The following is a 23,103-nucleotide window of genomic DNA, read 5'->3' on the forward strand; positions in this document are numbered from 1 at the left end:
ATAGCAATATTATTTTATCATTTTATATAGAGTAAGATTTTGTAAGGGAAAGGAATTGTATATGAATAAGCAAAGAATTTATAGTATAGTAGCAATCCTTCTATTTGTTGTAGGTGGGTTTTTAATTGGAAAGCCATTTTATGATGGATATAAGGCTGAAAAGAAACAGACTGAAAATGTGCAAGCTGTTCAAAAGATGGATTATGAAAAGCATGAGACAGAATTTGTAGATGCGTCAAAAATTAATCAACCAGACTTGGCAGAAGTAGCGAATGCATCGTTAGATAAAAAACAAGTAATCGGTCGTATTTCGATTCCAAGTGTTTCATTAGAAATTCCTGTTTTAAAATCTTCTACTGAGAAAAACCTGTTATCAGGTGCAGCGACAGTAAAAGAAAATCAAGTAATGGGAAAAGGGAATTACGCACTAGCAGGGCATAACATGTCTAAAAAAGGTGTTTTATTTAGTGATATAGCATCTTTGAAAAAAGGCGATAAAATTTATTTATATGATAATGAAAATGAATATGAGTACGCTGTTACTGGTGTATCTGAAGTAACTCCGGATAAATGGGAAGTTGTAGAAGATCATGGGAAAGATGAGATAACGCTTATTACATGTGTATCTGTAAAAGATAATTCTAAGCGTTATGTTGTAGCTGGTGATTTAGTAGGAACAAAGGCGAAGAAATAAAAAAGAAGGTCAACTCTTTAAAGGGTTGACCTTCTTTTTTACTATTGTTGAGAAATAATAGAATATTTTAGTTTGCATTTAAAAATCCTTCTATTTATGTATAATAAAGTTAGAATTCTAGATTTTGGGAGGAACAAAAGTGAGACAACAGGTGAAGAAACTTCTTTTAACAACAAGTGTAGCGTTATTGGTAGCTCCAATTTCAGCTTATGCGCATCCAGGACGTACAGATGCGAATGGTGGACATACGTGTCGTACAAACTGTGAAAAATGGGGATTACAGTACGGGGAATATCATTATCACAATAAACCAGCTTCTAGTAGTGGTGTAACGAGTCCAGCTCCTAGCCCAAATAATAATGGTGCTGTAGAAGCTGAAAGACAAGCAGAAGCACAGCGTAAAGCTGAAGAAGAGAGACAACGTGTAGCTGAGGAACAAAGAAAAGCAGAAGAGGCACGTAAGCAAGAGGAAGCAAAGCGCCAAGTTGATATGGAGAAAGGTCAACTTGAAGGTGAAAAAAATGGAGAGACTGATTTTAAAGCAGGGAAAAATGATGTTCAAGTACATTTAGTTGGAAAATCAGATACATATAAACAAGCATTTACAACTGCTTATACTACTACTTGGTCTTTAGAAGAGCAGAAGAAAACGCATTTTGAAAAAGGAAAAGAACAGGGCTTAGCACAAGAGACGGTGGACGATAGTCAAATTACTCCAGAGTTTAAGCCAATCTTTGCAGAAGGTTTCCAAGTGGGAAATAAAGAGAGAACAGAAAAAATTGAAAAAGAGCAAGCTGAACTAGGGGAAAAGGCTGGTAAGGAACTAGCTGAAAAGAATCCTGGAAATAATGAGAAAGATGTATACGTGAAGTCATATGAAACAGCGTATGAAAAAGGCTATAAGTCTACAAAAAAGGCAGTAGAAAAGGCTGGATATAAGTATGCGTTTGAAAACTATGATTTAAAAGTTCCTGCTAAGTATGAAAGAAATGAATTTTTAAAGAAATGGTTTATTGAAGGATTTAAATCGAATAAAAAGGCAGCGGAAATTCGAGAAGAAGGGTATAAAAAGGGAGACAGCTGGTTCTCATTCTTCTATAAGAGTTTCGTACCAAGTGAATATAAAGAACATAAAGAGTTGTATGAGCAAGCAATAGAAAAAGGTAAGAAGGCATAAAAAAGATGAGGAGAAATTCCTCATCTTTTTTTAATCCATCCATTTTACTAGTTTTTTAGAGATTAATAATAAAACACAACCTAAAACAATTGCTACAGCGCCGATAACAGTAAACACTTCAGCATATCCAAGTGAAGTTGTGAAGCTTGCAAGTTGTCCGCCTAAAATGTTGGCGATACCTGAACTTGCTAGCCATACCCCCATTAGTAAAGAAGCAAGTTTTACTGGAGCGAGAGAACTAACCATTGATAGTCCGACAGGTGATAAGAATAGCTCACCTAACGTATGGAAAAGATACGTAAAGACGATAAATAGTAAGTTTGCTTTTTCAGTAATGTTATGTTCGTCACTACCTGTTTTTAATGTAGCGATAACAAGTATGATATAACCGATACCCAGTAAGATCATACCAAGTCCCATTTTGGTTGGGATTTTTAAATCCCCGCGCTTACGAGTTGCAAGTTTTGCCCATAATGCTGAAATGACTGGAGCAAGTAAAATAATAAATAATGGATTGACCGATTGGAACCAAGATGTTGGAACTTCCCATCCGAACACAGAGCGGTCTACAAATTTGTTTGTATATAATGTTAATGAACTACCAGCTTGTTCAAAACCAGCCCAGAAGAAGACAACGAAGCACGTTAAAATGACGATAACTGCGGTACGTTGTTTTTCTTTTTTTGTTAACGGTGTATCTCCTACTGATGGTTGTCCAGCAGCTGTTTGCAAATCGCGAGTTGGTTTTTTACCGATATCACCAAGGAAGCGATTTGATAGTGTTGTAAATAAAATTTGTCCAATGATCATTCCGATTGAAGCGGCTAAGAAACCGTAACGGAATCCAAAATGAACAACGCCATCCACTGTTGTTTTGAATAAATTTTCTGATAAAAATCCGCAAACGAGTGGAGCTAAAAATGACCCGACGTTAATACCCATGTAGAAAATGGTAAATGCACTATCACGTTTTGGATCATTCTCTTCGTATAATTCTCCAACCAGTGTAGAGATATTCGGTTTGAAGAATCCATTACCGATAATAATAAGCGCTAATCCGAGGTATAGGCCTAATTGGTTTTGCAAGGCAAATAGTGTAAGGTTACCGATTGCCATCGTTATACCACCAATTGTGATGGCTTTTCTTCTACCTAGAAAACGGTCTGTTAAGTATCCACCAATCATTGGCGTGAAATAACAGGCTCCAGTATAAAATCCGTAAATGGAGAGTGCCCATGCGGGACTAAACCCAAGACCACCGCTTACTAAAGCTGTCGTTAAATATAATGTTAATAATCCTCGTAATCCATAGTAACTAAATCTTTCCCACATTTCTGTAAAGAAGAGTAAGTATAAACCTGGAGGATGTTTCTTTTTTCTTTGCTGTTTTTTTTCTAGTTGTATCGCTGATTCCATGTTATTTTCCTCCTGACACAAACAAAAACAAGGTTAATAATTTTGTATATTTAATATTTTACTTTATTAACTATTATAAGTCAATGAAGTGTAACTTTAATCATATTGGAAGATTTTATTCCAATATGATTATTAGTTGAACGAATCGGGCTTTTATGGGCAGTTTGATTCCCACTGGATATCCGGTTATTAGCTTAATTATTAGGGGGGAGTCTTACTGCCCGTTAATGCGGGGAAAGGTTGATTTTTCAGAAGAAATTGGAAAAGGGAAATAGCTATAGAATGGGCATTTCTTTTGTGATAGACTATGGACTATGTTTTCTTTGTAAGGAAGCGGATTACCGCGTTTTTTTATGTATGGAATTGATTTCACAAGAGATGAAATTGAAGAAGGAGAAAGAAATGAAATTGTTACAGAAAAAAGAAATTTTACTTATTAGTCTTATGCTATTCTCTATGTTTTTTGGAGCGGGGAATCTTATCTTTCCACCTTTCCTTGGATATGAAGCAGGAGAACACGTGTGGATTGCGCTGTTAGGTTTTATTATATCAGCAACAGGTCTTCCGATATTAGGTGTTATTGCTGTTGCAAAAGCAGGCAGCTTTCAAACGTTAGCGGGTAGAGTACATTCTTCATTTGCAATTATTTTTCCGTGTATTGTGTACTTATTTATTGGGCCTGGTCTTGGTATACCACGTGCAGGAAGTTTAGCATTTGAAATGGGACCAGGTCAGTTATTCCTAGAATCAGGTAGTGTAGTTTTACTAGTTTATACGATCGCTTTCTTTAGCTTTGTTTACTGGTTAAGTTTATCGCCATCTAAATTAATGGGCTTATTTGGGAAGGTTTTAACGCCTTTATTATTATGTATGATTGCACTTATTTTTATAAAAACTATGTTTACACCAGTTGGTAGTGTGAAAGAGGTTACTGGAAATTACGGACAAGCTCCTATGTTCCAAGGATTTTTAGATGGATATTTAACGATGGATGCGCTAGCGGCTTTAATCTTTGGTATTGTTATTGCAAATGCTTTACGTGCAAAAGGTATTGAAGATGATCAAGGCTTAGCGAAATATATGAGTATTGCTGGTATTGGAGCAGGTCTTTTATTATCTATTATTTATGTCATCCTCGGATATGTGGGTTCAATTAGCGGTTCGTTAGGTACGTTTAATAATGGGGCGAATGTGTTAGCACAAGTGATGACGACGTTATTTGGACAAGGCGGAGTAGTTTTGTTAGGCCTTATTTTTACTATTGCGTGTTTATGTGTTTCAATTGGACTTGTTACATCTTGTAGTCAGTTTTTTACAAGTGTATTTCCGAAAGTATCGTATAAAGTTTGGGCGTTTATATTGAGCTTTATTAGTATGGTTTTAGCTAATTTAGGGTTAACACAAATTTTAAAAGTTTCAGTACCGATTCTTGGATTTATTTATCCAATTGCATTAACGCTTATTATTTTAGGGTTATTCCATAAATATATTGGGAAGTATGTGTGCATATATCCTGTTACAATTTTGATTGTAGCGGTATTTAGTGCAATCGATATTTTAAATAAAAATGTGATGACGAATCAGTGGACGCCAATATTGAAGTATATTCCGTTTTATACAGAAGGTGTAGGATGGATCATTCCAGCTCTTGTAGGTGTGTGTATTGGTGTAATCGTTAGTATCATGATAAATAAGGACAAATAAGTGAAAGGGTGTTTTCCATAATGGGAAAACACCTTTCTTTTTTTGGAAAAATAGTTTTAAAAATGAATAGACTAAGAGTATGATAAAGATAATTGGTAATATATAGGTTTCGAATGAATGGTGAGGGGGGAGTATATGAAGGAAGATTTGAATAAGAAAATAGAAGCACTCGAAACTGCAATTGAAACGATGCAAGAGGCACTTTTTGAGTTGAAAGCAAAACAAAGGGAAATAGAAGTAGAAAACGCTCAGCAACGTGTTAGTAAGGAAAAGAAAGTATATATCGAAACGATAATAGATGAAAAATTACAAGAAGATGTAGTAAAGATCAAAGAGCCCGTGCAAAAAGTTGAGGAAAAACAAGTAAATATATCTGCTTTTAAACCGGAACCATTCAATATTATTAAGTTTTGCCAAACATGGTTGCCACGTATATTTGTCGGTATTATGCTACTTGGGGTTATTTGGTTATTTAAAGCAGGGGTAGATGCTGGTTTATTAACACCAGCGATACGAATTGTGTTTGGTATCGCCTTATCTATCGGTTTGTATTATATAGGGGATATTCAAATTAAACGAGAGCGGCAAGCGTTAGGGTTAGTATTAGCTGGAGGAAGTATTACAGGTATTGTTTTAACGACGTTTGCGGCACATTATTTATATGGATTTATTCCAGCAAGTATTGCGTTTATCTGTAATATTGTATGGGTTATTTTAGGGATTTATTTAGCGAAAAAGTATCAATCGGAATACCTTACTATCTTCGTAGCGGTCGGAGCTTTCTTCGTTCCGTTCTTGTTAAATAGTACGACTCCGAATCCTTATATTTTCTTTGGATATGAGACGATATTAACACTTAGTTTATTATGGTATGCGTTGAAAAATCGTTATAAGTACTTATATATGATTTCTTATGTTGTTGCTGCCATTGTCCTGTTTGTCTTCTTTGCTGTTATGTCGATATTAGTAGAGAATTTGCAAATACAGTTAACGATTGTATATGGTGTAATTCATTTGCTGTTATTTTGGCATATGTTTTCAGAGAGAGAGTTTATACAAGAAGCAAGAGTAGCGATATTTAGTACAAATGCCGTTTTCTTTATTTTATCTATTGCAAAAATACCTGATTTTACTACGTGGGGATTGGTCATAAGTGCACTCGTGCATACTGTTATGTTTGTACTTGAATATAGGAAGAATAAACAGTCTATATTTGCAAATCTCTTATTTGGTTTTGCAATGGGGTCATTTAGTTTAGCGATTTTATACGAGTACAGTTTAGTGAATGCAGCAATTGTATTATTGTTACAAGGTTTTCTCGGTATGGTTACTTCTATTAAAGCAAAACAACAAATTAAACTGTATGTAAGTGCCACTATTTATGCGATTGGAATGGTACAGACGATTTTTAGCCCGTTTGATCATTTTGTTTCAGCTGGGTTTGTTGCTCATATTATTTTAATAGGTACATTTTATTACTGCATGAAACGAGCGAAAGATGTATTAACGAGTTTTGGAAAATATGTTTATTCTATAGCTCTCTATTGGTTCATGGTCATTGTATTTATTACAATTACTAGAGTTGGCGAAGTTCTTTCTACAGATGGAAGTATAATAAGCGTATCAGTATCGTTATTATGGATGGTATATGCATTATTTGCAGTTTGGCTTGGACGGAATAAAAATATGAATGAAATATTGTATGCTGGCTTAGTTGTTTTAGTAGTAACGATAGGAAAGTTATTCCTTCTAGACTTACCAGAAGTTTCAATGATGATCAGGGCAGTGTTATTCTTAATTGTAGGTAGTATAGGTATCGTCATTTCCAGAATGTTTTTCTCAAAAGAAGAGAAATGAGAAGAAGGCAATCCGCATGTGGATTGCCTTTTCTTTTACTTCTTATTAATCGTTACGGCTTCATTATATTTAGCAGTTGTATTTTGGCGTAGACGAAGTGTTGCTTGTCCAGTTGTATTTGAATCAAGTTGTACGTTCACAATTTTTTCAGCAGAACCAAAGCTGTTTGTTGTGAATGAGAAGGCGCTACTATATCCGAAAGTAGATGGCCAAGTGCCGTTTGTATTTTGGACTTTTGCTACTTGTGTTCCGCCAGTCGTGAAGATACCTAAAGAATAGTTGTTATAAGTTGTATTAGGTAATAAGTTGTTTACTTGAATCTTTATTTGGAACACTTCATTGTTTGGTAGAATGCTAGGGCGTGTAATCACATAATCGTTTGCTGTTACGGCGCCGTTATATCCGTATGAACCAGGTTTAAATGTATTTGTATTAAACCATTGGTAACCAGCGTTTGGTGCACTCCAAGGTTCTGGTTGTGGCTCTGTTGATAAGCTTGGTTGTTCAAATGTTTGTAAAGCAGTAGGTGAATCAAGTTGTAAACCGTTTACTTGATCTAAGCTTGTAAATGTCTCTTGTTTCGATAGCCAATTTACGATATTTTCTAGTAAAACAGCATCGTTTTCTTCTTTATAACCATCGTAAGTTTTCTTTGTTTGGCCAGAATCTTCACGAACGTATTTTGGCGTAGCATCTTCAACAGGAGAAGAGTCACCGATAAAGGCAGCTTTTCCAAGTCCTACTTTTGCGATTGCAGCATATGGACCCTCTGCAACGCCACCGCCGTTATAAACACCACTATCAACAGCGTTATTCCATTTTGATGGGTTTTCTGGAAGATAAACAAGTCCTTTTGCTAGTTTTGGATTTGTAATTGCTAGAGTAGAACCGGCATGCATTGCTACCGATGAAACACCTTGTGTAATTCCGAATGATTGTTCAGGTGAAACAATGTTTTTAGCTGAAACATCACCAAGTGCATTGTAACGGAAGCGAATACCAAAATTATTAGATAGCCAATCAGAACTTTCTACTCCTTGCATAGCTTGTGAGTTTGCTTCTTCGTTAGACATTCCTTTTGCGGGATTTTCCCAAGCACCGCGTCTATATCCATTAAATACTTCAGAAGAGTCCCAGCGATTTTTATTACGATCTGCATTATAATGATCGGCAATGAAGAAGATACTGCCGCCATTTTTTACATATTGTAACATTGCATCTTGTTCAGATTTTTTGTAAGGAATATTTGCCTCTGGAACGATAAACACGTTGTAATTTTTTAAGTCTTCGTATGTAATAGGTGTTGATTTACGAAGTTCTTTTACATGATATCCATTTTGGGCAATGCCGTTTCCGAAATCAGAAAAGCCGCCATCAATAACCCAGTCAGCTGTCCCTGCAGTTTGACCGTGCGTATTATCAAATAATACTTTCTTCCCATTGTTTTGATTTACAACCTTTGCAGCAATTTCAGGAGCTGGGTCTACAGAGCTTTCGGCATAAGTAGACGGTATGAAAGAACTCCCCATACTAAGTGTAATTGCTGTTGCTAAAGAAAATGTAATCCATTTTTTATTCTTCATAGAAGAATCCCCCTAATAATAAATATATGTGCTTTAATAATGTAATTTATTTTTCTGAAAAAATAAAGACAGAAAACGTAAAAAATATTAAAAAATTGTAAAAATACCGTGAATTTTGTTGAGAAATATTTATGTACACAATAAAAAATCCCTTCCAATTAATAAGGAAGGGATAACTTGTTTAACTAATCTTTGAATTAGGTGTTTCATCAATCTTATGAAACCCTTTCATGTAATACACGATAGCTAAGCCAATAAGCCAAATTGGGCCAACGATTAATGCAATTCGTGTATCTTCTGAATACGCCATTATACATAGTACAAGTGCAAGGAAGCCAAGTGAGAAGTAAGAGCTTAATGGATGTAAAGGCATTTTATACGTTAGCTTGTCTTTTTTCTCAGTTGATAATCCTTTACGGAATTTAATTTGAGCGACTAATATAATTCCCCAGGTCCAAATTGCCCCGAAAGTTGAAATACTAGTTAACCATGTAAACACCTTTGCAGGCACAAGGTAGTTTAATATAACACCAACAAGTAAAACGATAGCCGTTGCTACAATTCCTTGACTTGGAATCCCATTTTTATTTAAACGACCGAATCTTTCAGGAGCTTTCTTTTGTTGTGCCAATGTAAATAGCATACGCCCTGTACTAAATAAACCACCGTTACAAGAAGAAAGTGCAGCTGTTAATACAACAAAGTTAATAATACCTGCTGCTTTTGCAATGCCGATTTGTTGGAATGTTAATACGAATGGACTTCCTTTCTCACCAAGTTCGTTCCATGGATAAATTGCCATCATAACGAATAATGCCCCGACGTAAAAGATTAGGATTCTCCAAAATACGTTATCGATAGCTTTTGCGAGTGTTTTTTTCGGATTTTGAGCTTCACCAGCTGTAACACCAATTAGTTCAACGCCTAAATAAGCGAATAATACCATTTGTAAGGAAAGTAGTAATCCGGAAAATCCATTTGGGAACCAGCCACCATGTGACCAAAGATTTGAAATACCAGTAGCGATACCACCATTTCCGAATCCGAATAAAATAATGCCAGCTCCAACTACTATCATACAGATAATTGTGACAATTTTAATGAGGGCAAACCAAAACTCAAGTTCTCCAAATACTTTTACTGATAAGAAGTTGAAAGCGCTCATTAATAATAGAGCGAGTAGTGCCCAAGTCCAGCGCGGGATATCTGGGAACCAGTACTGCATGTAAATTCCAGCCGCCGTAATTTCAGCCATACAAGTAACAACCCATAAGAACCAGTAGTTCCAACCAGTAATATAGCCAGCAAGTGGGCCGATATAATCATTAGCGTATTTACTAAAAGAACCGGCAACCGGTTGTTCAATTGCCATTTCTCCGAGCGCTCGCATAATGAAAAAAATAACGAGTCCAGCGATCATATAACCTAGTAAGATGGAAGGACCAGCTAGTTTAATAGCAGAAGCAGATCCTAAAAATAGCCCAACTCCAATAGCTGAACCGAGTGACATTAAAGTAATATGTCGTTCTTTTAAACCTCGATTTAAAGTTCCAGATTTGTTTGTGTGCTGCATAAGAAGAATCCCCCTTGTAGAATGAGCTACCTAAATATTTAACTATTTCAAATTATAAAACATTTCTATCTGTTATGCTACAAAAATAATCAGAAAAGAACTGTACTACATCTGAAGTTGTCAGACTTAAACTTAAAATTCTCACTATTAGAGAATATATTGACTCTTCTTTTTATTGATTGTTAAGATTAAGTATTATATTTTCTCACATACTAGTAAGAAAAGAATGTGTGATAATAATTCAGATGTAGGAAGGGTACATAAGCATGTTTCAATTACAAAAATATAACACTTCTGTGAAGCAAGAGCTTTTAGCTGGCATCACAACTTTTTTTACATTTGCGTATATTCTTGTCATCAATCCGAAAATATTATCTGATGCAGGTGTACCATTTGATCAAGCTTTTACAGCAACTATTATTGCGACAGTTATTGGGACGCTATGTATGGCGTTTTTAGCTAACTATCCAATTGTTATTGCTCCAGCTATGGGGATGAATGCATATTTTGCTTATTCTGTTGTTCAACAGGCCGAGGGGATTACATATGTCATTGCGTTTTCGGCAGTATTTGTAACAGGTATTATTTTTCTTTTATTATCTTTCACTTCATTTAGGCAAAAGTTAATTGTCGCAATTCCTGATAGTTTAAAGCATGCAATTGCAGGTGGAATTGGACTATTTATTGCTTTTATTGGATTACGTCTATCTGGAATTATCGTGGATCATCCATCTAATTTAGTTACGATTGGTGATTTTCATTCTCCAGCCGTTATTTTAACTTTAATTGGTTTAATTTTAGCTGCGGTATTAATGGTATTACGTGTGAGTGGTGCATTATTTATTAGTATGATTGTGACAGGAATTATCGCCTTCTTTACGGGGCAACTGAAGTTTGAGGATAAAATTGTAGCGATGCCTCATTTACCAGAGGGTATTATCGTTTCAAATCCAATCAATGCCTTTTCAGATGTAATTCAGTATGGATTATATGGTGTTGTATTTTCATTTTTACTTGTACTTTTATTTGATACGACAGGTGCATTACTCGGTTTAATTAAACAAGCAGGTTTAATTACAGATAATACAGAGAAACGTTTTGGTAAAGCGTTTATTGCAGATGCGATTGGCGGAACGACAGGTTCTATCTTTGGTACAAGCCCAACAGCAGCGACAATTGAATCGTCAGCTGGTATTGCTGCGGGTGGTAAAACGGGATTAACAGGTATTGTAGTTGTTGGACTAACAATTATAACGGCATTTTTCAGTCCTGTAATTGCATCTTTATCAAGTGTAGCTGCTATTACAGCTCCTTCATTAATTATTGTCGGTAGTTTAATGGCACAAAGTATTCGTGATATTAATTGGAATGAGTTTGAAGATGCATTACCAGCATTTTTAATTTTCGTAGGTATTCCGTTAACGTCTAGTATTGCGAATGGAATTGCAATCGGATTTTTAGTGTATCCGGTCTTAAAGATTGTGAAAGGGAAAGGGATGGAAGTACATCCGTTACTATACTTATTTACAATTTTATTTGGATGTCATTTATTCTTATAATATAGATATAGAAGAGGGGCTTCTTATGAGAGGCTCCTTTTTTGTGTATAATAAAGTGAAACTATAATTAGTGAGGGGTTTATTACCCGCAAATAGTGGGGGAAAGTGAAAATTAAATTAATTACGCAAAATATAAATTACTTAATGGAATATATATGTTACAATTAGGGTAGAGGAGGAACATGAATGGCTGTAAGTAAAATAAAAGTCGCGCGTGTTCAGTTAGATTTAACACAGCAAAAATTAGCAGAAAAAGTAGGCGTTACAAGGCAAACGATTAGTTTAATTGAAAAGGGGAAATACAACCCGTCTTTAGATTTATGTTTGAAAATTTGTTATGCGGTAGATAAAACATTAAATGATTTATTTTGGGAGGAAGAGGAGTGAGGGGATGAGAATCGTGAAAGATGAACGTTTAATGATTGAGGGGCTAAAACATATTAGACTCGTTTTCATCTTACAAAATATCGTCATACTAGGTATTGTTTTTTATCGCTATGTTTTGCAAGGTGCAGGATATGAAAGTATTTCGGATTTATTAATGGTATTTATGTGTGGGATAATAGGTATTAACTTTTTAAACTTAAAAAATTCGGTGCAAGTGTATGAGCATACGGGCGGAGTATCACGCAGCTATTTTATGAAACTATTATTCATTCCGGTAGGTATTATTATTGGGATTTTAGCTATTTGTATCATTGTAACACCAGATATTTCGATAAAGGAAATTAGTATGACAGGACTTATTATGTTTGCTTGTTTTTTAGTTCCTAGTTTGTTTGTATACATATATATGAAAAAAATAAAAAGTGAAGATTGAAATATAAGAAAAGCTTTCCCGTATTGCGGAAAACTTTTCTTATATCTTTTTATATACAATACTTTATGAAGGCCAATCGGTTCAATTTCAAAGATTACACCATGTTCCTAGAAGCCTAAGCGCTTGTAATAGTCAGTTACAGTAATTCGGCCATTACACCATAAAATATTTGCTTTACGCTCTTGCAAGACTTGTTACGCTTTTTGAATTAAAGAGCTTCCAGCGTGTTTGTTTCGAAAGTTAGGTAATGTTGCCATTCCACGTAGTCGATAATGAATACCTGTTGGTAAGTCAAGGTATATTTTTTTGAGAAGGAAGCGATACTAATCGGTTCATCGCTTAGAAAAGCACCTAAGTGAAAGGTATCTGCTTCGTAGTCGGAAGAGTATTTACAATCTGTTACTGTTTGATTCGGGTGTAAAAATTTTTGACGTAATACGCAAGTTTCAGATGCATCAATACATTTCACGGTAATTATATTAACATCCTTCCTTATAAGCCTTTTTCTGTTAGTTGTATAAAGAAATAGGCAGGTGCAGCGAAAAGTCCGAGTATGCTAGCGGTTCCGAGAAGGAGCGAAAGCAAGAGACAAGTATATTTGACGCCAGTTGATTTTTTCCAGCCGTAACTACAAATTTCAATGCTAACACCGATGAGAATAATAGCAACGAGTACTTCCGCTAATAATAATAGAGCTAAAGTTACAATAGACATAATGTGATCCATCCCCATAATATGTGATAGTAACATTTTACCATATAGAATGGAAAAAAATGCCCCTCAATTATGTGAGGGGCATTTTCTATTCTAATATGTTTTTTAGTGTATTAATATGTTCTTTTGAACCTGTTACAAGCAGTGTGTCACCATGTTGTAACCTCGTATCACCATGCGGTATTAATGCTTTATTACCTCGGTAAATTTGGATGACAAGTACATCACCTAAAAATGGAAGGCGGCGAAGCTCGATGCCGTTATATTTATTGCTACGTAGTTCAACTTCACGTACTGTTTCGTTCGCTGTTGTAATTAAACGAACGAGACTCGGTTTATCGATAAGAGCACGTAATAAAATACGTGTAGAGTTAATAGTCGAGAATACAGCGATATGTTCTTGTGTTGCTTTTTCTTGTAGAAGTGGATCTTCTACACTTGCAATGACATGTTCAACACCTAGTTCTTTCGCATGTTCTGCTAATAATAAGTTTTGTTCATCATCGCTTGTTGCAACGACAACGCGATCTGCATCAAATGCTGTTCGTTCAGTTAATGATTCAATTGTAATATCATCTAATTTCACGATAGGGAAGTCATGTGATTTCGCTTCCTCATCATTTATTTTATTTTGGTGCATCATATATAGCGTTACATCATAGTCTTCTCGTTTTAAATCAAGTGATAATGGAAGAGTAATTCTGCTCGCGCCAATAATAGATACTTTCGGTTTTGGTGTTTCCACTTTTGGGAACATCTTTTTAAATAATATAGGTGCAAAAATGCAAGTAATAACTGCACTTAAAATAAGAGAAGCGGATAAACTTGGGCTGATGATTCCTAGTTTTTCACCAATTTGTGCCGCCGCAATAACTAAGGAAAGTGTTGATGTTAATAAGATGGCACTTCCGAGTACGATATTACGCGGATACCATTTACGTAGGACGAGTGATGGTAAAAGTTTTGAAATAAAGAGTCCTACAATTAAAATTGGGATCATTAGCATACTAGAAGGTTCTTTAAAAATAGACCAGACTTCTAGATTTACACCAACCATTACGAAGAAAATAGGAATAAAGAAACCGTATCCGATGGAATCAAGTTTTTCAACCATATCTTCATTTGGTGATAATAACGATACGAGTACACCTGCTAAGAAGGCACCTAAAATATTTTCTGCACCAACAGATTCAGATAACCCTACTAAAATTAAGATAAGTGCAAAAACAGCTCGAGTATCAATTTGTACACTACCAGCTTTTAAGCTATCTAAGTATGGGATGTTTTTGAAGCGTTTTGCAATAAAGTAAATGATAATACCTGCTCCGAATAGAAGGAGTAGGAGCCACATGCTTTGGCCGCTTTCAGAATTTAATCCGACAAATACAGCGAGTAAAATCATTGTAACTAAGTCTGCAATAACAGCGACTAATAAAATGATTTGTCCGATTGCGGTTTTTCCTAAGTTATTCTCTTTTAATGTTGGTACGACAACACCTAAAGAAATAGTTGAAATAATTAAAGTCATGAACATTGCATTATCTACAAATCCTAGCCATACGAATAGTAATGATAAGGCATAAGATAAGATGAAAATAAACAAGAAAATAATGCTTGCTGCTTGGAATGTGTTCGGTTCGTTTTTCGTACTTTTTTTCCCTTTTTGTTTAAAAATAGAAAAGTCAATTTCTAACCCGCTTAAAAACATGAGGAAGATAAATCCTAGTGTTGATAAAACTTGGAGCCACATATCTGGCTCAATAATATTAAACCCACTTTTACCTACAAAGATTCCCGCGATGATCTCTGCAACAACGACAGGAAGTGCTTTTAATTTAAAGCGTTGTAACAAAAGGGGAACGAAAAACGCGATTGCAACTACAACCATAAGTGATAGAACAGAAGTATGATGTTCCATTGCGTTCTCTCCCTTCAAATAAATATAGTACCTATTTAGCCATATAATAGGTAGAAAATCAACGCATATGGATTCGATTTCATAAAGAAAGAGTTTTCTTAACATTTGTCATAATAAGTATATTTTTCATGATTCTGCTGTTAATGCTGTAATGTGGATGTAATAGAGGAGGGGAATAAAAAAAGACTGCTGAGGAATCTCAGCAGTCTTTTTCATGTACATTACATTGAGAAGAAGATCCATACAGTTAAACCAACTGTTGCAGTTGCAACGAAGAAACTGTATATCATTGTAAGAATTTGAACTCTTCCTTCTCCTTCTTTTAAATGCATGAACATAATTAATTGTAATAAAGCTTGCGCAACAGCCATTATAATAATAGTTGTTAAGACTGTTGAAAGTGGTAACGTTGTGTAAAGTGCCACGTATAACGCTAGAAACGTTAGTGCAAGCGATAAAATAAATCCGAAAACGTGTGACCAAGGGAATCCGCTATGCGCATGCCCGTTTGCTTGGTTGTTATTTTGACCCATTTACGCCACCATCCCGTTCAAGTAAACTAGTGTGTAAATAAAGACCCAAACAAGATCAAGGAAATGCCAGTATAAGCTGATAATGAATACTTTACGAGCTGTAACTGGTGTTAAACCTCGTTTTAAAATTTGGATAATAACACAAATTGCCCAAATGATACCGCCTGTTACGTGGGCACCATGCGTTCCAAGAAGAACGAAGAATGCAGATAGGAAAGCACTTGTTTGAATTGTTGCGCCTTCACCAACGTATAAAATGAATTCTTCAATCTCGAAGAATAGGAAGCCTGCACCTAAAAGTAATGTAAGGATGAACCATCCAAGCATTGCTTTTTGGTTGTGCTTACGCATTTCGTGAATTACGATACCACATGTGAAACTACTTGTTAAAAGTAGTAATGTTTGAATTAAAAGCGTTTTAAGTTCAAACAGTTGTGCTGGAGTTGGGCCATCTGCCGTACGACCAGCAAGGACTAGATAAGAGGCGAAAAGTGTTGCGAACAGCATAATTTCAGCCCCAAGAAAAATCCAGAATCCTAGGATATTCAATCTGCTTTGTTCGGATTGATATTCCAAAGGTAAGCTTTTATCTAAAGCCGCCATGTCATTTCACCTCTCATGCTATATGTTCTGTTTCTTTAATTTCATCAACACTTACGTAGTAACCATCGTCGTAATCGAATGAACGATAGATTAAGCAAGCTAAAATACCAACGCCGCCGATTGCTGCAAGCCAGAACCAGCTAAATACTAATGCGAAACCTGCAAGACCGAAGAATAAAGACGCAATAATAGGCACACCAGAGTTACTTGGCATGTGAATTGGTTTTAAATCTTCTGCTGCTGGCGTAACTGTTTCTCCGCGTTTTTTCATGTACCAGAAAGCATCAGCTTCTTTAATTTCAGGAAGCTTCGCGAAGTTGTAATGTTGTACAGGAGATTGAGTTGCCCATTCAAGTGTACGACCATCCCATGGATCTCCAGTTGTGTCACGTTCACCGTGACGTGCACTCCAAATTACGTTGTAGCAAAGAAGTAGGAAGCCGATACCCATCATTACCGCACCAACAGATGCGATTTGGTTTAGCCATCCCCATCCAAGACTTTCAGAGTAAGTGTACATACGACGAGTCATACCGTCTAAACCTAAGAAGTACATTGGGAAGAAACAGATGTTGAATCCGCTCATAAAGATCCAGAATGTCCATTTACCTAGGCGTTCATTTAACATATGACCAGTCATTTTTGGATACCAGAATGTGAATCCAGCAAGCATAGCGAATACTGTACCTGCGATTAATACGTAGTGGAAGTGAGCAATTAGGAAGTAGCTGTTATGGTATTGATAATCAGCTGCTGCCATTCCAAGCATAACCCCTGTAACCCCACCGACTACGAAGTTTGGAATAAATGCCAATGACCAAAGCATTGGAACTGTAAAACGAATACGTCCTTTATACAGTGTAAACAACCAGTTAAAGATCTTAACCCCGGTTGGAATCGAAATCGCCATTGTCGAAATCGAGAAGAATGAGTTAACCGCTGGACCTGCACCCATCGTGAAGAAGTGATGAAGCCATACGACGAAACTTAGTAAAGAAATTGCAACCATTGAGTATACCATCGCACTGTAACCGAATAGACGTTTACGTGAGAATGTACTAATGATTTCAGAGAAAATACCGAATGCCGGTAAAATAACGATATATACTTCAGGGTGACCCCATACCCAGAACAGGTTGGCCCATAACATCGGCATACCGCCGCTCGCCATCGTAAAGAAGTGAGCATCGAATAGACGGTCAAATGTCATTAATGCAAGAGCAACTGTTAATACTGGGAAAGCGAAAATAATGATAATTGTTGTAATTAAGATTGACCAAGTAAACATTGGCATTCTCATTAAAGTCATACCAGGTGTACGCATTTTTAAGATAGTAACAAGGAAGTTAATACCGGTCATTAGCGTACCGAGACCTGAAATCTGTAATGCAATTGCGTAGTAGTTATTTCCTACACCAGAAGTAAACTCTGTACCTGCCATTGGGAAGTAAGAAGTCCACCCAGCGTCTGGAGAACCACCGATTACGAAAGCGATGTTAAATAACATTGCTCCGACAAAGAATAACCAGAAACTTAAAGCATTTAAGAACGGATATGCAACGTCACGAGCACCAATTTGTAATGGTACTACAAGGTTCATTAATCCCATAACGAATGGCATCGCCATGAAAAGAATCATAACTGTACCGTGTGTTGTAAAGATTCCGTTATAGTGTTCAGCGTTTAAATAAGTTGTTTCTGGGAATGTTAATTGTGCACGGATCATTAAACCATCCATACCACCACGGAATAACATGATAACCGCAGAAATAATATACATGGCTCCGATTTTTTTATGGTCAACAGTTGTCAACCATTCATCCCAAAGCCACTTCCATTTTTTATACTTTGTTAGTACGAAAATGATTGCTAATGTCACAAGAACGATAGAAGCGTCTGCACCGTAAATAATCGGGTCACCTGTGACAAAGAATTCATCAAGCTTCACTGTGTTCACTCCAATCTGTTGGAATAATAGCTATTATTTTTTGTTTTTGTAGTAGTTGTAATCACAATATTCAAGTGATTTTGGATCTACATAACTTAAGTGATGACTAGAGAATGTCATACGACCAACTACACCAGGTTTAACAATTTCGTTGTACTTATCTTCTGTTAGTTTAGGAGCAGTTTGTTGTACTTCTTTTACCCACTTGTCATACTTTTCTTTTGTTTTTGCTTCAACTTCGAACTCCATGTGAGTGAATCCTTCACCAGAGAAGTTCGCGCTACGGCCTAGGTAAGAACCTGGCTTATCAGCTTGTAAATAAAGATCCATAATCATGCCATCCATTGTGTACTTCATACCACCAAGTTCTGGTACCCAGAAAGCATTCATTGGGCCGACAGAAGTCAGTTTGAATTGAATTGGTACACCAGCTGGGATGTTTAAATAGTTAACGGTTTCAATTTTTTCCTCTGGGTAACTGAATAACCATTTCCAGTTTGCAGATGTAACATAAATTTCAACTGGTTTAATATGTTTGGACTCTTCCGGAACCTCTTCCGAAGCATAAGTTGCTTTTACTGTTGGGATCGATAATGCGATAACGATAATAACAGGAACAAGCGTCCAAATAATTTCTAATAATGTGTTACCGTGTTGTTCAGGTGGCTCGTAGTCCATATTCTCTGGTTTTTCACGATAACGAATCAAGATGACTGTAAACAGGATGAATACAATTGCGATAATTAATGACATAAGCAAGAATGACCAAACAATTAAATCATACTGTGCTTTTGCAACAGGTCCTTGCGGATTTAATACTGCGAGTTTCTTATCACAGCCACCGAGGAACAGAAGTAATGATAACGGAAGAAGCGAAGCCAACTTCCAAAATGCTTTCTTTAGTTGCACGATTGAAAATCTCCTTTCTCCTTGGATTGAAACTATGCCAATAAAACAATATAAACCTATTAATTTATAGAAGGCAATAGTTTTTGAGATATTGTTAAAAAATAGACACAAATGCACACTTTTTAAGGTGAATATCATTTGTAACTTGATTATATTGTAAACTATTTTCCAGAGAAAAACGTGATTGTGAAAATTTTAAGATAAATAAAGTTATACCAAGATATCCAATAAATAGAAAAAAACTATCTTATTATAAGAAAGATAGCTGAATATTTTGTATATTTAGTTTATTTCCTGAGTTATACTTTTTTTCTGTTCAAATGTGACAACTTTTTTATATTTAACTTGGTATAAAATGTAGCAAATAATCATAAATGGAATTCCGCAATAAAGAGCAATTCTCTGATCTGGAATGAAAGCTAAACTAACAAATGTAATAAAGTTGAGTGAGAACGCTACGATTGGAACTATTGGATAAAGTGGTGTACGATATTTTAAGTCATTTATGTCGCCGCCATTTTTCACGAAATTTCTACGGAAGAAAAACTGTGAAGCCGCGATTGACATCCAAACGACAACGGCGGCCATTGCTGCAATAGATGTTAAAACTAGAAAGACAGTATCTGCCGCAAACACGCTTGTTAATAAAGAAAGGCTTGCAAAAATAAGACTGAAAATGAGTGCATTCAGTGGTACCCCTTTTTTAGTTAACTTCGTAAAAGCTGGACTTGCCATTCCTTGTTTTGCCATCGCCCAAAGCATACGAGAATTTGCGTATAAACCAGAATTAGCTACGGATAATACGGCTGTAATAATAACAAAGTTCATAATGTCTGCTGCATATGGAACACCAGCTACATCAAATACAAGTACAAATGGACTTTCGACTAGATTAGCCTCTTGCCATGGGAGTAACCCTACAACAACTGATATTGCTAGGACGAAGAAGAATAAAGTTCGCCAAATTGTGTTTTTAATTGCTTTTGGAATTGTTTTTTCAGGATTTTCACTTTCTCCTGAAGCAATTCCGATTAATTCTGTTCCTTGGAAGGAGTAATTTACTGTAATCATTGTAAGAAGAACAGCTAATGCACCATTTGGAAATAGACCGCCATTTTCAGTGAAATTGTGAAGCATTGGAGCGGGTTTTCCGTTAAAGTCTAGTAGACCAAACATAACTGCACCACCAAGTACGACAAAAATAACAATTGTTGCAACTTTTACACTTGCGAACCAAAATTCTGTTTCTGCATATGCCTTTGCTGATAGAGCGTTCACAAGAAAAAGTGCTGCTGCAAATGTAACGCACCAAATCCACGAAGAAACGTCTGGAAACCATCGTTTCATTAAAATACTTACAGTTGTTAACTCTACTCCAACTGTAACAGCCCAATTTAACCAATACATCCAACCGACAACAAATCCAAAACCAGGTGAAATAAATTTGCTTGCATAGCTTTGGAACGAACCTGCTTCTGGCATAGCAACGGATAATTCACCAAGACATAACATCGTTAAATACATAACAAATCCACCGACTAAAAATGCAAGAATTGCACCACCAGGTCCAGCGTTATGGACGATTTGACCAGATCCCATAAATAGTCCAGTTCCAATAACGCCACCAAGTGCGATCATAAATAAGTGTCTACTTTTCATTGTACGTTTTAAATTTGTTTGTTCTACTTGTTGATTCATATGCCCCTCACCCCGTTATTTTCTTGTATGTATTAACTGGTTTTCATTCTGAGTGTTTAATCATTAGCGGGGGATGTGACACATACTCAATTTATTTGTTATGAAATGAATGGAGTATGTAAAAAACGAACTATGACTAAATACTCTAAGAATGTTTATTAACAAGGTGATATCTTCACTATGTTAATAATTTCGATTTTAGCAAAATGTTTCGAAAAAGTATATTGTTTTTTCTTTTTATTAAAAATAATTAGAATTTTATAACGATACAAATGTGAATAATAATTCACAGAATCTTTCTAGCAAACTAGTTAGAAGAAGGGTACAATGATAAGAGTTGTGTCTGTAAAATAATAATTAATGGAGTTTTGTTTATAATGAAAAAGTTAAAATATCTTTTTGTTTTTGGGATTATACTTGCGGCCGCGTTTTTTATAGGGAAAGATAAAATTATACAAAAGGCGCAAGTGCTACGCTTAGATTTTCTATCTGAAATGAAAGAATCAGCTATGATTGAAGATGTTCCATTTATAAAACAATTACCAGAATTACCTCGTGGATGTGAAGTGACAAGTTTGGCTATGTTACTGCAATATAAAGGTGTACAAGTAGATAAGATGCAGCTTGCTAGCGAAATCCATCGTGTTCCATTTGAACAAAATGGTTTGCGTGGAAATCCTTATGAGGGATTCGTTGGAAACATTTATACGAAGGCTGAACCTGGATATGGTGTATATAATCAACCAATCTTTAATTTAGCAGAAAAATATGTTCCTGAAAAAGTAATTAATTTAACAGGTAGAGACATGCAAGATATATATAAAGTAATTAGTTCTGGATCTCCAGTATGGGTCATTATTAATACAACGTTTAAGCCACTAGCTGAAAGTAGTTTTGAAACATGGAATACGAGTTCAGGTGAAGTAAAAATTACATATTATGAGCATAGTGCAGTAGTAATTGGATATGATCAAAACTTTGTATATGTAAATGATCCTCTTAAAAACAATCCACGTTTGGCTGTTCCACGAGCGGAATTTGAGAAAGCTTGGGAGCAAATGGGAAAACAAGCAATTACTATTTTGTAATAAGGAAAAAGTCATCTTTTAGATGGCTTTTTATTTTTAAGTCTATAACACGGAAAATTCGGAATATTCTTTTAAAAGTTAATAATTCGCGTTATAATAACATTTAACTTGGTGAAGAAGGAGAGAAGAGAAATGGATGTTGCAAAGGAACTTGTTTTGTCAAAAAATCAGTTGGTTGAGTGGAGAAGGCATTTTCATAAGTATCCAGAGTTATCTTTTCAAGAAGAGAAAACATCGCAGTTTGTGTTCGACATACTTCAAAAAATCCCATATTTAGAAGTGTCACGACCGACTCAATATAGTGTGATGGCAAAGTTAGTAGGTAAACAGCCCGGTAAAACAATTGCGGTCCGGGCTGATATGGATGCTCTTCCTATTCATGAAGAAAATGATTTTGATTTTATTTCGACACATCAAGGTGTGATGCATGCATGTGGTCATGATGGACATATGGCGATATTACTTGGTGTGGTACATAAGTTAGTAGAGGAAAGAGAGAAGGTTAAAGGGGAGATTCGTTTTCTATTCCAACATGCAGAAGAAAATTTTCCTGGTGGTGCAGAGGAAATGGTTGCAGCGGGGGTAATGGAAGGTGTGGATTATATTATTGGTGCTCACCTGTGGGCGTCGTTAGAGGTTGGTAAAATAGGTGTAATTTATGGTGCGGCAATGGCTGCGCCGGATGTTTTTAAAATTACGATTGAGGGCAAGGGTGGGCATGCTGGAATCCCTCATGAAACTATTGATAGTATTGCAATCGGTACACAAGTTGTTTCACAACTTCAGCAAATTGTATCTCGCCTCACGAATCCGTTAGATTCTCTCGTAGTATCTGTTACGCAATTTCATGCCGGGACAACCCATAATGTGATTCCAGAACAAGCGGAAATTGAAGGAACAGTGCGGAGTTTAAGACATGAGTTGAGAGAAGAAACAGAGGGGAAGATTGAACGGATTGTAAAGTATATTACAGAATCTTACGGAGCGAAATATACATTTTTTTATGAATATGGATACCGACCAGTTGTAAATGATTATGAAGTTACAGAGCTTATTGAACGCACGGCATTGCAACTTTATGGACGAGACAGGGTTGTTCGTTTACAACCAACGATGGCTGGAGAAGATTTTTCAGCATTTTTACAAAAGGCACCAGGGACATTCTTTTTTATCGGAGCAGGAAATAAAGAGAAGGGAATTATATATCCTCATCACCATCCTCGTTTTACGATTGACGAAGATGCACTGCCGATTGGCGTGGAAGTGTTTGTATCATCCATTATGAATTTCATAAATAAAGGAGAATGAG

19 protein-coding genes and 1 pseudogene are annotated in these 23,103 nt (G+C 35.9%); 9 read left to right on the forward strand and 11 right to left on the reverse strand.

Going from position 1 to position 23,103, the window contains the following annotated elements; all coding sequences use genetic code 11:
* Nucleotides 1-61 precede the first annotated feature (61 nt).
* Both JDS98_RS19100 and JDS98_RS19105 read left to right on the forward strand, forming a co-directional pair.
* Nucleotides 62-694 (forward strand): class A sortase, encoded by a 633-nt coding sequence (locus JDS98_RS19100; protein WP_001041710.1) that lies wholly within the window; start codon nucleotides 62-64, stop codon nucleotides 692-694.
* Nucleotides 695-833: 139 nt separating this feature from the next.
* Nucleotides 834-1,871 carry a YHYH domain-containing protein gene (locus JDS98_RS19105; RefSeq protein WP_199634211.1) on the forward strand — a complete coding sequence of 346 codons (1,038 nt, stop codon included), beginning with the start codon at nucleotides 834-836 and terminating at the stop codon, nucleotides 1,869-1,871.
* Nucleotides 1,872-1,901: 30 nt separating this feature from the next.
* On the opposite strand, the gene JDS98_RS19110 is transcribed toward JDS98_RS19105, so the two are convergent.
* Complete coding sequence (locus JDS98_RS19110) at nucleotides 1,902-3,287, reverse strand: peptide MFS transporter (protein WP_000443137.1); 1,386 nt, start codon at nucleotides 3,285-3,287, stop codon at nucleotides 1,902-1,904.
* A gap of 402 nt (nucleotides 3,288-3,689) precedes the next feature.
* Between JDS98_RS19110 and brnQ1 the strand changes: the two genes are divergently transcribed.
* On the forward strand, nucleotides 3,690-4,991 hold the full coding sequence (brnQ1, locus tag JDS98_RS19115) for a branched-chain amino acid transport system II carrier protein BrnQ1 (RefSeq protein ID WP_472926308.1): 1,302 nt from the start codon (nucleotides 3,690-3,692) through the stop codon (nucleotides 4,989-4,991).
* 135 nt (nucleotides 4,992-5,126) lie between these two features.
* On the forward strand, nucleotides 5,127-6,848 hold the full coding sequence (locus JDS98_RS19120; protein WP_088055954.1) for a DUF2339 domain-containing protein: 1,722 nt from the start codon (nucleotides 5,127-5,129) through the stop codon (nucleotides 6,846-6,848).
* 35 nt (nucleotides 6,849-6,883) lie between these two features.
* Here the strand turns inward: JDS98_RS19120 and JDS98_RS19125 are convergent, their stop codons facing one another.
* Together JDS98_RS19125 and JDS98_RS19130 are read right to left on the reverse strand one after the other, a co-directional pair.
* Nucleotides 6,884-8,431, reverse strand: coding sequence for a DNA-binding protein (locus tag JDS98_RS19125; protein WP_000791528.1), 1,548 nt, complete (start codon nucleotides 8,429-8,431; stop codon nucleotides 6,884-6,886).
* 181 nt (nucleotides 8,432-8,612) lie between these two features.
* Nucleotides 8,613-10,004, reverse strand: coding sequence for an amino acid permease (locus tag JDS98_RS19130; protein WP_001164886.1), 1,392 nt, complete (start codon nucleotides 10,002-10,004; stop codon nucleotides 8,613-8,615).
* Nucleotides 10,005-10,270: 266 nt separating this feature from the next.
* On the opposite strand from JDS98_RS19130, the gene JDS98_RS19135 reads away from it, so the two are divergent.
* The 3 genes from JDS98_RS19135 to JDS98_RS19145 all read left to right on the forward strand — a co-directional run bounded on the left by JDS98_RS19135 (nucleotide 10,271) and on the right by JDS98_RS19145 (nucleotide 12,383).
* The gene (locus JDS98_RS19135) at nucleotides 10,271-11,563 is read left to right on the forward strand and encodes an NCS2 family permease (protein ID WP_087949404.1); all 1,293 of its coding nucleotides are present in this window, start codon (nucleotides 10,271-10,273) and stop codon (nucleotides 11,561-11,563) included.
* Nucleotides 11,564-11,749: 186 nt separating this feature from the next.
* A complete protein-coding gene (locus tag JDS98_RS19140) occupies nucleotides 11,750-11,950 on the forward strand; it encodes a helix-turn-helix transcriptional regulator (protein WP_000301176.1) in 201 nt (66 codons plus the stop codon).
* Between the two features lie 4 nt (nucleotides 11,951-11,954).
* Nucleotides 11,955-12,383 (forward strand): hypothetical protein, encoded by a 429-nt coding sequence (locus JDS98_RS19145; RefSeq protein ID WP_087969048.1) that lies wholly within the window; start codon nucleotides 11,955-11,957, stop codon nucleotides 12,381-12,383.
* 107 nt (nucleotides 12,384-12,490) lie between these two features.
* On the opposite strand, the pseudogene JDS98_RS19150 reads toward JDS98_RS19145, so the two are convergent.
* The 8 genes and pseudogenes from JDS98_RS19150 to JDS98_RS19185 all read right to left on the reverse strand — a co-directional run bounded on the left by JDS98_RS19150 (nucleotide 12,491) and on the right by JDS98_RS19185 (nucleotide 20,706).
* Nucleotides 12,491-12,861 (reverse strand): annotated as a pseudogene (locus JDS98_RS19150) (GNAT family N-acetyltransferase).
* Between the two features lie 14 nt (nucleotides 12,862-12,875).
* Nucleotides 12,876-13,133, reverse strand: coding sequence for a DUF4022 family protein (locus tag JDS98_RS19155; protein WP_000926990.1), 258 nt, complete (start codon nucleotides 13,131-13,133; stop codon nucleotides 12,876-12,878).
* 52 nt (nucleotides 13,134-13,185) lie between these two features.
* Nucleotides 13,186-15,015 carry a monovalent cation:proton antiporter family protein gene (locus JDS98_RS19160; RefSeq protein ID WP_097959054.1) on the reverse strand — a complete coding sequence of 610 codons (1,830 nt, stop codon included), beginning with the start codon at nucleotides 15,013-15,015 and terminating at the stop codon, nucleotides 13,186-13,188.
* 221 nt (nucleotides 15,016-15,236) lie between these two features.
* Entirely contained in the window at nucleotides 15,237-15,548 is a 312-nt protein-coding gene (qoxD, locus tag JDS98_RS19165) for a cytochrome aa3 quinol oxidase subunit IV (protein ID WP_000531386.1), read from the reverse strand.
* On the reverse strand, nucleotides 15,549-16,151 hold the full coding sequence (qoxC, locus tag JDS98_RS19170) for a cytochrome aa3 quinol oxidase subunit III (RefSeq protein ID WP_000729311.1): 603 nt from the start codon (nucleotides 16,149-16,151) through the stop codon (nucleotides 15,549-15,551). It abuts the gene before it with no gap.
* Nucleotides 16,152-16,164: 13 nt separating this feature from the next.
* Nucleotides 16,165-18,099: a cytochrome aa3 quinol oxidase subunit I gene (qoxB, locus tag JDS98_RS19175; RefSeq protein WP_000762376.1), complete on the reverse strand. Its 1,935-nt coding sequence runs from the start codon at nucleotides 18,097-18,099 to the stop codon at nucleotides 16,165-16,167.
* Nucleotides 18,100-18,132: 33 nt separating this feature from the next.
* Nucleotides 18,133-19,008, reverse strand: a complete 876-nt coding sequence (locus tag JDS98_RS19180) for a cytochrome aa3 quinol oxidase subunit II (RefSeq protein ID WP_001176160.1) — start codon at nucleotides 19,006-19,008, stop codon at nucleotides 18,133-18,135.
* A gap of 282 nt (nucleotides 19,009-19,290) precedes the next feature.
* Complete coding sequence (locus tag JDS98_RS19185) at nucleotides 19,291-20,706, reverse strand: amino acid permease (RefSeq protein WP_001076085.1); 1,416 nt, start codon at nucleotides 20,704-20,706, stop codon at nucleotides 19,291-19,293.
* A 377-nt stretch (nucleotides 20,707-21,083) separates the two neighbouring features.
* Here JDS98_RS19185 and JDS98_RS19190 point away from each other — a divergent pair, with 377 nt between their 5' ends.
* Both JDS98_RS19190 and JDS98_RS19195 read left to right on the forward strand, forming a co-directional pair.
* On the forward strand, nucleotides 21,084-21,794 hold the full coding sequence (locus JDS98_RS19190; RefSeq protein ID WP_000734486.1) for a C39 family peptidase: 711 nt from the start codon (nucleotides 21,084-21,086) through the stop codon (nucleotides 21,792-21,794).
* Nucleotides 21,795-21,926: 132 nt separating this feature from the next.
* Entirely contained in the window at nucleotides 21,927-23,102 is a 1,176-nt protein-coding gene (locus tag JDS98_RS19195) for an amidohydrolase (protein ID WP_199634212.1), read from the forward strand.
* Nucleotide 23,103: the final 1 nt, after the last annotated feature.

This window comes from Bacillus cereus group sp. N11, from assembly GCF_016483605.1.
In the GTDB taxonomy this organism is placed as follows: domain Bacteria; phylum Bacillota; class Bacilli; order Bacillales; family Bacillaceae_G; genus Bacillus_A; species Bacillus_A toyonensis.